The organism is Pandoraea sp. (assembly GCF_041919235.1).
Lineage (GTDB): Bacteria > Pseudomonadota > Gammaproteobacteria > Burkholderiales > Burkholderiaceae > Pandoraea.
Map to the genome: position 1 here is coordinate 44,652 of NZ_JAYRUC010000024.1, position 12,594 is coordinate 57,245.

The 12,594-nt window shown below is 64.2% G+C and carries 13 protein-coding genes; 4 read left to right on the plus strand and 9 right to left on the minus strand.

The annotated features are described in order from the left end of the window. Positions 1-47: 47 nt before the first annotated feature. Positions 48-911 (minus strand): alpha/beta hydrolase, encoded by an 864-nt coding sequence (locus tag ACE3UG_RS18250; RefSeq protein ID WP_374626482.1) that lies wholly within the window; start codon positions 909-911, stop codon positions 48-50. Between the two features lie 230 nt (positions 912-1,141). Between ACE3UG_RS18250 and ACE3UG_RS18255 the strand changes: the two genes are divergently transcribed. The 3 genes from ACE3UG_RS18255 to ACE3UG_RS18265 are packed head-to-tail and all read left to right on the plus strand — an operon-like array spanning position 1,142 to position 3,935. Next, entirely contained in the window at positions 1,142-2,140 is a 999-nt protein-coding gene (locus ACE3UG_RS18255) for an NAD-dependent epimerase/dehydratase family protein (protein ID WP_374626484.1), read from the plus strand. Between the two features lie 3 nt (positions 2,141-2,143). Continuing rightward, positions 2,144-2,530, plus strand: a complete 387-nt coding sequence (locus tag ACE3UG_RS18260) for a RidA family protein (protein ID WP_374626487.1) — start codon at positions 2,144-2,146, stop codon at positions 2,528-2,530. A 40-nt stretch (positions 2,531-2,570) separates the two neighbouring features. After that, a complete protein-coding gene (locus ACE3UG_RS18265; protein WP_374626490.1) occupies positions 2,571-3,935 on the plus strand; it encodes an MFS transporter in 1,365 nt (454 codons plus the stop codon). 407 nt (positions 3,936-4,342) lie between these two features. Here the strand turns inward: ACE3UG_RS18265 and ACE3UG_RS18270 are convergent, their stop codons facing one another. Genes ACE3UG_RS18270 through ACE3UG_RS18305 form a run of 8 tightly spaced genes read right to left on the minus strand, consistent with a single transcriptional unit; the run spans position 4,343 to position 11,507 of the window. Beyond that, positions 4,343-4,699, minus strand: a complete 357-nt coding sequence (locus tag ACE3UG_RS18270; RefSeq protein WP_374626493.1) for a RidA family protein — start codon at positions 4,697-4,699, stop codon at positions 4,343-4,345. Between the two features lie 54 nt (positions 4,700-4,753). Then, a complete protein-coding gene (locus ACE3UG_RS18275) occupies positions 4,754-6,187 on the minus strand; it encodes an NAD(P)/FAD-dependent oxidoreductase (RefSeq protein ID WP_374626495.1) in 1,434 nt (477 codons plus the stop codon). Then, on the minus strand, positions 6,184-6,435 hold the full coding sequence (locus tag ACE3UG_RS18280) for a (2Fe-2S)-binding protein (protein ID WP_374626568.1): 252 nt from the start codon (positions 6,433-6,435) through the stop codon (positions 6,184-6,186). Before ACE3UG_RS18280 ends, ACE3UG_RS18275 begins: the two co-directional genes overlap by 4 nt. Positions 6,436-6,469: 34 nt before the next feature. Next, on the minus strand, positions 6,470-7,570 hold the full coding sequence (locus ACE3UG_RS18285; RefSeq protein WP_374626497.1) for an NAD(P)/FAD-dependent oxidoreductase: 1,101 nt from the start codon (positions 7,568-7,570) through the stop codon (positions 6,470-6,472). Between the two features lie 3 nt (positions 7,571-7,573). Beyond that, positions 7,574-8,389, minus strand: a complete 816-nt coding sequence (locus ACE3UG_RS18290) for an ABC transporter permease (RefSeq protein WP_374626499.1) — start codon at positions 8,387-8,389, stop codon at positions 7,574-7,576. Positions 8,390-8,401: 12 nt separating this feature from the next. Beyond that, positions 8,402-9,340 (minus strand): ABC transporter permease, encoded by a 939-nt coding sequence (locus ACE3UG_RS18295; RefSeq protein ID WP_374626501.1) that lies wholly within the window; start codon positions 9,338-9,340, stop codon positions 8,402-8,404. After that, the gene (locus tag ACE3UG_RS18300) at positions 9,337-10,416 is read right to left on the minus strand and encodes an ABC transporter ATP-binding protein (protein WP_374626503.1); all 1,080 of its coding nucleotides are present in this window, start codon (positions 10,414-10,416) and stop codon (positions 9,337-9,339) included. Before ACE3UG_RS18300 ends, ACE3UG_RS18295 begins: the two co-directional genes overlap by 4 nt. A gap of 23 nt (positions 10,417-10,439) precedes the next feature. Next, entirely contained in the window at positions 10,440-11,507 is a 1,068-nt protein-coding gene (locus ACE3UG_RS18305) for an ABC transporter substrate-binding protein (protein ID WP_374626505.1), read from the minus strand. 173 nt (positions 11,508-11,680) lie between these two features. Between ACE3UG_RS18305 and ACE3UG_RS18310 the strand changes: the two genes are divergently transcribed. Next, complete coding sequence (locus tag ACE3UG_RS18310) at positions 11,681-12,571, plus strand: LysR substrate-binding domain-containing protein (RefSeq protein WP_374626507.1); 891 nt, start codon at positions 11,681-11,683, stop codon at positions 12,569-12,571. The last annotated feature ends 23 nt before the right edge of the window (positions 12,572-12,594 follow it).

Here is a 12,594-nt window from a genome sequence, read left to right on the forward strand (position 1 = left end):
TGTTGAAAACTCGGGGATCGGGAACGTCTGACGAATCGCCCCTCGCGCTACGCATCGGGAAGTACGCCATCGTTGGCGAGCATGGCGAGCCGGCGGTACCAGACATGTCCTGGGTCGTCGAGCCGCGTATGGGTGTCGAAGTGATCCGCCCCCGGCTCAATGAATGCGCGGCAAGGGCTGCCTTGCGCTGTCAACACGCTGGCAAGTCGCCGGTTCGAGTGCGCGACGCGCAGGCTGTCGTGTTCGCCCCAAGTGAGCACCATCGGTATGCGGCTGCCGTGCGCCCAGCACAAAGGACTCATCCGTGCATCGTCGGTCTCGGGGCCGAGCACCATGTCGTACACGCGGGCTTCGAGAGAGCCTGCGGCGGGATCGGGATGATGCAGATCGAAGATGCCGCTAAGCGGGAAGCAGCCCGCAATCAGCGCCGGGTTGGCCCCGGCAGCCACCAGCACCTCGGGACGTAGCGCCAGCATGGCAGCCAGGTGTGCGCCTGCGGAGTGGCCTGCCAGCACGATGCGCCGCGTGTCGCCAACACGGCGCCCCATCACCTCGGCCAACAGACCTGGCACGGCCGCCAGCACTGAGGCGCAATCGTCGACAGCGGCGGGCAACGGTGCGCCCGGTGCCAACCGATAGCCCGGTGCGACCAGCACGCATCCCGCCTCGATCACGTGTGGCGCCATGAACGAGACGTACTCCTTGTAACCGTTCGTCCATCCGCCACCGTGGAAAAACACCACAACTGGCGCGTCACGTCGCGTGTTTGGCGCGGCAAACACGTTGAGTCGCTGCATGGCGTCGGCACCGTAGGGCACATCGCGCGCAACGAGGTGTGCGCCTGCGGCGTCACGCGCCCACATAAGGACGCGATCTTCATAGGCCCGCGCGGCAGCACTCGGCAGGGGCATCTGTGGAATTGCGGATATCAACGGCGTTCTTAGCAGGTTCATACGTCAAGATCAGGGAAAACACGGACTAGTGCGGCGACGCGGGTGCCGCTGCGATGAGCTCGTATAATTAACTTAAAAATTTATAAAATCAAACGTTTTTTGTATTGACACGCATTTTTTGTGTTCGTACATTGCACTCATGTATGGCGGCGGTATCCGTGCGAGATGCCGGTCAGCAGGAGACGAACATGACAGTTTTGATAACGGGGGCCGGCCTGATCGGGCGGCTGACAGCGGCAGCATTGCGAGAGCATGGCGATGCCGTGGTATTGGCAGATGTGCGCGAGCCAGCGAGGGATTTCACGGGCGAAGTCGGCGACGTCGCGGCAGTGCAATGCGACGTCACCGACTTCGCCCGTCTGGAGGCCATCGTGGAGGCACATCGTGTCTCGACGATCGTCCATACGGCCGCGTTGCTCTCCAGTGCAATTCGGCGTGATCCGCTCGCTGGCGTGCGAGTCAACACGCTCGGTACGGCCAATGTTCTGGAAGTCGCGCGACGCCATGGATTGGCGCGTGTGGTTATTGCAAGCTCAACGACCGTCGCGTATTCGGCATTCGGCTCGCTCCCGCCCGATGCGATTCCCGAAGACTTTGCAAGTCACGCCGTGAGCGAGGCGCCGGCCAGCATCTATGCTGCGACCAAAGTCGCGGGCGAGCATCTGGCCCTGGCGTACGCGTCGCTATATGACATGAGCGTGGTCGTGCTGCGCTACGGCGCGGTGCTGGGCGCCGGACGTGAGGCCGCCACCAGCGTGCCCGGGCGTCTGCTCGCGAGTCTGTTGGACGCCGGGCAGCACAAGACACCCGCACAGCTCGACGACCCGGTCCTGCTATGGAACGGGCGTGAAGAGTTTGTCGACGCGCGAGACTGCGCGCGCGCGAACGTGGCGGCAGTGCACGCCGCGTCCCCCACGCAGCGCGTCTACAACATTGCGACGGGCGAATGGTTCACCGTTGAAGAATTCGTCGGGGTCGCGCGCTCGCATTTTCCGTCGCTCGAAGTCGCGTCGATGCGACTTCCGACGGGCGGATTCGCGGCCTTCCCGCATAGGCGTCCAGCGCCATCGGACGTCGGTGCAGCACAACGCGAACTCGGCTTTCGCACGACCTATTCGCTGGACCAGACGGTGGCCCATTTTGCCTCGACGTATTTCGACGGCGCCAACGTTGCAGCGATGGAGTGACCCATGGCACAGAACATTCCGGTCGACCTGCCTGAGCTCGGACAGCCCTTTTCATGGGCGACGCGCGCCGCAGGCGTTGTCTTCACTGCGCATGGTCCCGTGCACCCCGACGGCACCATTGAAACGGGCCATATCGACGCACAGGCCGATCTGACGTTCGCGAACCTGCGCCGCACGCTGGAGAGCGCAGGCCTCTCGCTCGCCGATGTGGCCCAAGTGCTGATCTACCTCACCGAGCTCGACGATATGCGTGCGGTGGATAACGTCTACCGCACCTACTTCGAAAGACCCTATCCGAATCGCTCCACCGTGGTCGTCAAGTCGCTGGCCGTGCCCGGGATGCGTATCGAAATCGTCGCCTACGCGGCCCCGGCGTCGTCAAGCGACTGAACCATTGCGCTAATTTCACTCCAACAAGACAGGAATTTCCATGAAGCCATCCGCATACAAGGCGGCAGCGCTACCCGCCGCGAACGATTCCGATATCGCTCGCGAGACCGTCCGGAAAATCACGTGGCGACTGGTCCCACTGATATTCGTTGCTTGGTTCGTCAATTATCTGGATCGCGCGAACATCGGTTTCGCGGCCTTGCAGATGAATCATGAGCTGGGGCTCGGACCGGAGATGTTCGGCTTCGCCGCCGGCATCTTCTATCTCGGCTACATCGGCTTTGAAGTACCGAGCAACATGCTCATGCACCGGTTCGGCGCGAGGGCATGGCTTGCCCGCATCATGGTCACGTGGGGCATCGTATCCGCCGCGACGGCGTTCGTGCAAACGCCCCAGCAACTTTACGCGGCGCGGCTGCTGCTCGGCGTGGTGGAAGCCGGCTTCTTCCCGTCGGTGCTCTATTACCTCGCCCTCTGGTTTCCCAAGGAATACCTCGGTCGCGCCATCAGTCAGGTGTACTCCGCGAACATCTTCTCGTTAATCGTCGGCGGACCGCTCTCGGCGTTGCTGATCTCGCACTTCCACGAGTCGGGCGGCTTTTCGGGCTGGCGCTGGATGATGGTGCTCGAAGGATTGCCTGCGGTAGCGTTGGGCGTCATTGCATGGGCCATTCTCGTGGACAAGCCGGCCGGTGCCAGATGGCTGAGTGCCGAACAACGCGAATGGCTTGTCACGACGATGGCGCGCGAGGAGGCGGTGGCCGCCGAGGCGGGCACGTCGAGTTTCCGACGGGCCATGGTCGCGCCGATGGTTTGGCTGATGGGACTGCTCTATTTCAGTATCGGTATCGGCTTCTTTGGCATCTCAACCTGGCTGCCGCAGGTGATTCGTCAGATGAGTCAATTGTCGATCGTTGAAATCGGTCTGGTCAGTGCGGTGCCGTTCGTGCTGGGCGCCGCCGCCATGATCGGCAATGCGCGCCACTCCGATCGCACGATGGAGCGCCGCTGGCATCTGGCCGGATCGCTTTTCATCGGCGCGGCGGGACTGGCGGGCAGCGGATTCACGTCGGGCATGCCGCTGGTGTCGTTCGCATGCATTTGCGTGGCTGCGGCCGGCATCGTTGGGTCGTTGAGCGTGTTCTGGACGATCCCACCCACGTTCCTTGCCGGCGCAGGGGCCGCCGGTGGAATGGCGCTGATCAACGCCATCAGCGGTTTGGCGGGGTTCTTTGCCCCTTGGCTGGTCGGCGTTGCACGGGCTCGCTCGACGGACTTCACGTTAGCGATCTACTGTCTGGCGGCCAGCGCCGCTCTGGCCGCCCTGCTGGCGGCATTGTTGCCCTACGGCACGACACCGCACAAGGATCGCGGCGCTGGCAACGGTGCGGCCGGCATTCACTGACCGTTCGCCAACTCGTTGCCACGCCCAATCGGTCGTCTGCGACGTGACACTGCACGACGTACCGGAACCCCCTGCCTCCGCTCAGGGGGCAGTTGCGACGCAAGGCGCGGCGGATATCGACCGCGCCTTCTTGGATAAGCGCATGGGGGGACGTACCTGAAACGCTGGCAAATCCGACTTGCCGATCACAGGCGGCCCGGCCGGTGCATCGCACGAACCGATCTCGCTCGCAGTCACCTCCCGGCGCGCTTGCGAGAAATGCGCCGAATGCGCCTGAGCACGTGCACATCGGGCCACAGCAGAATTCGTCGACTGGGCGACTGAGCGACTGGCCACCAAGCGCCGTCAAAAAAATGGCCTGCGAATATTCGCAGGCCCGACATTCGAAGTGCGTTTGGCTTGACCCGTTATTTTGCAGCGGCGATCACGGCAATTTCAACGAGCAGATCCGAGGCCGCGAGTCGCGACTCGACGGTGGCGCGCGTCGGCGTGTTGCCCGGACTCGTCCACGCATCCCACACGGCGTTCATGCCGGCAAAGTCGGACTCGATGTCCTTGAGCCAGACCTGCGCCGAGAGCAGACGGGACTTGTCGATACCCGCGTCGCGAAGATAACCGTCGATTTTCGCCAGCACCTGTTGCGTCTGCCCGGCGATGTCCTGACTGCGATCGTCCGCCGTCTGTCCGCCGATATAGACCGTTCCGTTGTGCACCACGACACGGCTCATCCGTGCATTCGTGTGATGGCGTTGAATATCGCTCATTAACCACATCTCCAAAGGAAAAAAGAAGCGAGTGAGAGGTGCAAGCCCCCCCACTTACTTGGGAAAACCTGCGCCCTCGCTCAAGCTTTCGGGCGCGTCGACCGCCATGGCCAACTCACCCAACGTCACCGGCTTGATCGGTGGACGGATGCGGTAGTACCCAACCTCCGGCACCTGACAGCCCTGCGCTTGCGCGAGCAGTTCCGCAACCGTCAACCCACAGAAGCGGCCCTGGCACGGACCCATGCCACAGCGCGAGAAGCTCTTCGTCTGATTCGGCCCCACACAGCCCAATCCCGCCATTCTCCGTACGTCACCGGCCGTCACCTCTTCGCATCGGCATACGATCGTGCTGTCGTCGGCCGGCAACCGGAATGCCTCGGCCGGCCGGTACAACGCATCGAGGAACGGCCGGATCGCCGTGTGCGCCGCCAACTCACGACGCAGGGAAAGCGCGCGCGAGTCGCGCTTCGCGTTGTCGAGTCTGCCGAGCTTCGTGGCGGCCTGCGCGGCGGCGAGCCGTCCCGATGGTTCGGCGGCGAGCGCACCGGCGATGCCGGCCCCGTCTCCCGCCACGAAGATGCCCGGCAGGCTCGTCTCGCCCCAGGCATCGGTCTTCGGACGCCAGCACAACTGCGCTTCGTCCCACACATGCTCGCAGCCGATGGAGCGCGTGACCTGCGTGTTCGGAATCACGCCTTGATGCAGCAGCACCAGCGCCGCATCGATGCGCTCGGTGCGGCCACCCACGGTATAGTCGACGCCCTCGGCATGTGTGGTCCCGACGACGCGCAATGCCTCGACATGCTTGACGTGCTGCACGCCTGCTGCACGAATCGCGCGCAGCAGCTTGACGCCCTTCATGAGATAAGACGGCGCCCGCAACGCGCCCACCGCATGACGCAAGGCGTCACGCCGCCCGCTCGCCTCGGCGGTATCAAGAATCGCCCGGACCGGCACGCCCGCATTGATGAGCTGCCACGCGAACAGATAGAGCAGCGGGCCGCAACCGGCCAATACCGCTGGCGAGTCCGGCACCAGCGCAGACGCCTTGAGCAGCGTTTGCGCCGCCCCCACCCCCATCACGCCGGGCAACGTCCAGCCCGGAATCGGGAACGGCCGCTCCTGCGCACCGCTCGCCAGCACGATGGCACCAGCTTCGATTTGCAGCGTCGCGCCACTCGCGCCCTGCCGGGTGACGGAGACCCGTTTGTCCGCGCCGATCTGCCACGCCAGCGTCTGGGGCCAATAGGCGATGCCTGTGGCCGTGAATGCATCGACGAGCGCACGCCCGCGCAGATAGTCCGGCCCGAGCACGCCCGGGTCGGCCAAAGGCGAGCGGCTCACGCTGCGATAGATCTGCCCGCCGGGCAACCCATTCTCGTCGACGACCAGCGGCTCGAGTCCGTGACGCTTCGCCTCCAGCGCTGCCGCCAAGCCCGCAGGACCGGCGCCGACGACCAACAAATCCACGATCTTCGTCGTCATGCCACACTCCTCGCGCCGCTCATGCGACGCACCTGCATACCCTCGCGCACGGGTGTCATGCATCCCTGTCGGTTCGGCACACCGTCGATTTCCACCAGACAATCAAAGCACACGCCCATCATGCAGAACGGCGCGCGAGCGCTGCCCGTCACGGGCGTCGTCCGGCATGCCGTCACGCCCGCAAAGAGCAAGGCGGCGGCCACATTCATGCCGGCCGGCACATCGACCGGCGTGCCCTCGATAAACATCTGCACCGTCGCGCCATCCTTGCGCGCCAGCGACTTAAGCAGCGAAACGTTTGGCATAGAAATAATCCAGTAGCTCGGGACGCGGCGCGCCGAGAATCCACGGCGCAATGGTTTCGCAATGCGCAGCGGCAAGCGTCACGCCGCTGTGGCAGGTCGCGAGAAACGCGCCCGGATACGCCTCGGACGCCTCGTAAATCGGCAGGCCGTCGTCCGTCATCACGCGCAACGCCCCCCACGCGCGCACCACGCGCACATGCTTGAGCAGCGGGAACGGCGCGATACCGCGCCGGGCAATGTCGGCAAGCACGTCCGGTGTCACACCGTCGTTGAAACCCACGTCTTCGGCCGAGTCGCCCAGCAGGACCGAGCCCTCGACGGTCTGACGCACGTAGATCGTCGGATAGGCGAGAAACGGTTTGACGCGCTCGGTCACGAGGATCTGGCCGCGCAACGGTTTGACCGGCGCGCTCAGCCCCACCATCGGCGCGAGTTCGCGGTTGCCCAGCCCTGCGGCAAGCACCACACGGCCTGCTTCCAGAGACGCCTCGCCCATGCGCACGCGAAACGCGCTGCCCACCGCCCGAATGTCGGTCACGCGCACGTTCGGCGCATACTCGCCGCCCGCCTGCTCGAACGCGGCGATCAGCGCGCGCAGTGTGTACAGCGGGCTCACGTGACCGTCGTTCGGCGAATAGATGCCGCCCGTCACCTCGGGACCGATGGCCGGCAGACGCTCGGCAAGCGCATCGTGATCGAGCACTTCGTACGCGAGTGCAGGCTCGGCCGCCTTGAGCTTTCGCATGTTCTCGACCTTGACCGCCAACGCCTCCGGGGTCTGAGCGATGTTGAAGCCGCCGGGCCGCTCAAAGCCGACGGACACGCCCGTGCGCGCGAACAACTCGTCTGCAAAGCCTTGCCAGTGGTTCGCGGAATGCAGCGACCAGCGCGCATAGTTGGTGCAGGTGCCGCCTTTGCCCTGCACCCAGACCAGCCCGAAGTTGCCGCGCGCGGCACGCAGCGAATTGTCGTCGCCATCGCACACGACGACGCGTTGCCCGCGCTTGGCCAGCCCGTAGGCGATCGCCATGCCGACCAGGCCGCCGCCGATGACGGCGATATCGTATGTCTTTTCCATGTCTCAGTGATTTCCAACCAGAACCTTGTTCAGTCCATAGATGCGATCGAGCATCAACATCACCGCCAGCGTCAGTCCGATGAGCAGCGTCGAGATGGCCGCCACGCTCGGATCGACCGTCTCGCTCATGTTCATGTAGATGCGCACCGGCAGCGTGATGGTCGTGGGCGACGCGACGAAGATCGTCGCCGTCAGTTCGTCGAAGCTGTTGATGAACGCAAGCACCCAGCCGCCCGCAACCCCCGGCAGGATCGCTGGCAGCGTGACGCGACGAAACGTCGTCCAGCGCCCCGCGCCAAGCGAGCGCGCCGCACGTTCGGCCTCGTCGGCCTGCCCGACGAGCGCCGCCATGATCAGGCGCAGCGCGTACGGGAAAATCAGCAACGCGTGGCACGCGACGAGGCTCACGAACGATCCGCCCATGTCGAGCAGCGTGAAAAGCCGCAGAAACGCAATGCCCATCACGACCGGCGGAATCATCAGCGGCGAGAGCAGGAACGAGTTGATCGCATCGCGCCCCGGGAAGCGGTAACGGGCCAGCCCCATCGCCGTCGGCACCGCCAGTGCCGTCGATGCAGTGGCCGACGTCACGCCCAGCCACAGACTCGTGCGCAGTGCCGCCTGAAAGTCTTCATCGCCCATGAGCGACGAGAACCAGCGCAACGAGAAATGGTGTGTCGGGATCGACAGAAAATCGTCCGGCGTGAAGGCGACCAGACACACCACCACCAGCGGCGCGAGGATGAAGACGAGAAACAGCACGTGAAAGGCCAGCGCCGCCGCACCGTTTCGGTCATACCGAGCGTCTTGTTGATTCATATGCCCCTCCCTTCAGCCCAGACGGCGCGTGAAACGCCGCTCGAGCGCACGGTTGTACCCGGCAATGATGGCCACGTTCACGATCAGGAGGACGATGGCTATGGCGGCGCCCAGCGGCCAGTTCAGCGTGCCGAGAAACTCGTCGTATGCCGTGGTCGCCACCACTTTCAGGCGGCGACCGCCGATCAGCGCAGGCGTTGCGAAAGCGCTCGCCGTCAGCGCGAAAACGATCAGGCTGCCCGAGAGAACGCCCGGTGTGATCTGCGGCAATACCACCCGCCACATCACCGTTGCACGCCCCGCACCGAGCGAGCGCGCCGCATGCGCGACCGCCGGGTCAAGCCGGGTGAGCGACGTCCACACCGAGAGCACCATGAGCGGCACGAGCACATGCACCAGCGCTACCGTGACCGCGCCCATCGTGAAGAGCATCTGCAAGGGATGACCGATCAGCCCCACTTTCATGAGCACCGTGTTGATCAACCCCTCACGCCCGAGCAGGATCGACCAACCCAGCGTGCGCACCACGACGGAGATCAGCAGCGGCCCGAGGACGAGCACCAGACACAGCGATCGCCACGGATCGCGCATGCGAAAGAGGAAGTAGGCCTCCGGCACGCCGACCACAACGCACAGCAGTGTCACGCCGACCGAGAGGAGCAACGTGCGCAGGAAGATCTCGTAGAAGTAGCTGTCCGTGAGAATGTCCGCGTAGTGTTGCAGCGAGATCGTCGGCAGCACGCCGCCCAGATTCGCGTCGAAGCCATGCAGGCTCAACACGAATGTCATGACGAGCGGTACCGCCAGCAACAACACGAAGTACAGTGTCGCCGGCATGACCAAGGTCCAGGCGGCACGCCGCTGGCTGGCGATTTCGGGCGAGCGCGCCGCAGTTGCTTTCACTTCGTGCACGGCCGATACCCCCGGTGGTGTAGACGTTGCAGCGCTCATGCGCCCTCCTGCACGAGACGCAGTGCGTCATCGGCCCAATCGAGCCCGACCGCCTCACCATCGTTGGCCGCGACCACGCCATCGTTGGACACGAGCACACGCAGCTCGCCCAGCGCCGTCGACACGGTGACCACCCAATGATTGCCGTGAAAACTGCGCTGGCCCACTCGGCCGGCGAGCCGCCCCGCTGTCGCCGACGTCAGGCGAATGCGCTCGGGGCGCAGACTGAACGTGGCCGGGCCGTTACCCCCCGCGCCCGAGATCGGACCGGCTTGCGGGCGCGACACGGCGAGCCGGTGCCCGTGCGCGTCGAGCACCGCCACGTCGCCGCGCACGTCGAGTTGACCGGTGATGAGATTGGTCTGCCCGATGAAATGCGCGGCGAACGTGGCGCGTGGATCTTCGTAGACGTCATGCGGCGTATCGATGCGCACCACACGTCCCGCGTTGAGCAACACGACGCGGTCGCTGATCGCGAGCGCCTCGGCCTGATCGTGCGTGACCATGATGGTGGTCGTGCCGACCTTGCGTTGAATCGCGCGCAACTCGTCCTGCATCTGTTCGCGCAACTTGGCGTCGAGATTCGAGAGCGGCTCGTCGAGCAACAACACGGGCGGCGCGATCACCAGTGCCCGGGCGAGCGCGACACGCTGACGCTGGCCGCCCGAAAGCTCGCGCGGATAGCGTTGTGCGTGCTGCCCGAGATGCACCAGCTCCAGCGCGTCCTGCACTCGGCGTTGCTTTTGCGCGGCGTCCACGCGGCGCATGTCCAGACCGAACGCCACGTTCTGCGCCACGGTCATGTGAGGAAACAGCGCGTAGCTCTGGAACACGATACCGAGTCCGCGCTTCTCCGGGGGGACCGGCGTGAGGTCGCGGCCCTCCAGAAGAATGCGGCCTGCACTCGGTGCGACGAAACCGGCGATCATCTGCAACGTGGTGGTCTTGCCGCAGCCGGACGGGCCCAGCAGGGAGATGAACTCGCCCTGCGCAACCGACAGGTCAACGCCCTCGACCGCAACGGTCTCGCCAAAACGCTTGCCGAGTTGCTCGAGACGCAAATATGGGGTGCTCATCACGCTTATGATCTCCGTACGGCTTAACGCTCGATCTGACGGTTCCAGCGCTGCGTCCACTCGGCACGCTTCGCATTGACGACATCCCAGTCCACACGCAAGAGCTTGTCGATCTGCGCGGGCGACGGCACACGTGCGGCCACGGCCATCGACAACTGTGTCTTCTTGTTGGACGGGGCAACGCCCTGGCTCTCGGCGAGCACGGCCTGCGTCTGCGGCGAGAGAATCGTCTGAACGAACTTCTGTGCGAGCGCGTCGTTGGCCGACTTGTCCACCACGCACATGCCCATGGCGAGCGCCACCGCCCCTTCCTTCGGATACACGAACTCGACCGGAATGCCCTGCTGACGCAACGCCTGCACCCGGCCATTGCCCCATGCCGCGATGGCGACTTCATCCGACTGGAACAGCTCTGCGATCCTGCCCGGCGACGGATCGAACGACAGCACATTCGGGGCGATCTTCTCCATCTCGCGGAAGCCCGGGTCGATGTTGCTGTCGCTGCCGCCATTCAACCTCGACTCGACGAGCAGCGCGTGCAGGCCATACGTGTTCTTGATGCTCGGTATGACGAGCCGGCCCTTGAACTTCGGATCGGCGAGATCTTTCCACGACGTCGGTGCGGGCCATCCCTTCGACTGGAACAACCGCGTGTTGTAGGCGATGCCGGTGGCGATCAGCCCGGCCGCCACGGCGTTGCCGCCCTTGAACTTCGCGATGTCGTACAGATCCCGATAGACCGGTGCGTCGGCGAGCTTGCCGCAGAAACCCATCTGCATGGCCTGGTACATCGGACCGTCGTCGAGGAAAACCACGTCCATGCCAGCCTTGCCCTTTTGCGCCTGCAACTTGGCAAGCGTCGTCGTCGAATCGCCCGGCACGATCACCACCTGGGTGCCGGGATTCGCCCGCTCGAAACCGGGAATGACATCCTTCTTGAGCATCTGTTCGAAGGAACCGCCATAGGCGCCGACGTACAGCGTCGTGTCGGCATGGGCAGCCGTCGCGCCGAATACCCATCCGGCAATACCGACCGAAACCGCAGTGGCACGTGCAAGCTTGCGAAGCGTTTGGGGAACGACAGTCTTCATCGGGAAGCTCCTTGCGTGATGTAGTGATATGTGATGTTATGGCCCGGCATTACGAAAAAAAATCAAACTACTGCGTGGTTTCCGTAGAGTCATTTTCGGCGCACTCATCGTCAAATCACATTTTTTCGCCCGACCATACGCAAATGTTATGGGCCGGGTCAGACGAGGCTTCAATGAAGATCCGGCAGTTGGAGGCATTTCGCGCGCTGATCCTGCGCCAGACGGTGACGCGCGCGGCTGACATGCTTCATATTTCGCAACCGGCGGTCACGCGGCTGATCAACGATCTGGAGGCCGACATAGGGTTTTCCTTATTCGACCGGATCAACGGCCGGTTGAACCCGACGCCCGAAGCACTGGTGTTGTTCGAGGAAGTGGAGCGCTCGTTTGCGGGCATCGACCGCATTGCGCAAACGGCCGAGCAGATCAAGTCGTTGCGGCGCGGCTCGCTGCATATCGCGGGTGCCCCGGCGCTCGCGCTGGAATTTCTGCCTACCACGTTGACCGGCTTCATGCGCGACCATCCGGGCATCAGCACGACGCTGCTGATTCACGCGTCAAGCACGGTGGTCGACATGGTGGTTGGACGGCGTTGCGACGTGGGCTTCATCGCGCATCCGATCACGCATGCGGGTGTGAACGTCGAGACGCTGCACCGCGCGCCCATGCGCTGCATCTTGCCGATCGGACACCGGCTTGCCGCACGCGACGTGATTCATCCCGAAGACTTGCGCGACGAGCCGTTCGTGTCGTATCCCAAGGAGTTCGACGGACGCATGTACATCGACCGCATCTTCGCGGAGCGCCAGATCGACCGGGTGATGAGCGCGGAGTCACAACTGTCCGCAGCGATATGTGTGCTCGTGCAGCACGGTGCCGGTGTGGCGATCATCGATCAGATCACGGCCCGGTATGCCGCGGGACGCGTCGTCGTCAAACCGTTCGAGCCGGCAATCCTGTCGGGCTTCTCGCTCGTTACGTCGAACCAGCACCCGCCTTCGCAGCTCGCGAAAGCGTTCGTCGACTACACCAGACAACGCATGATCGCCCAGTTGGCCGACTGAGCGGCTCGCCGCGCGCGCGGGCA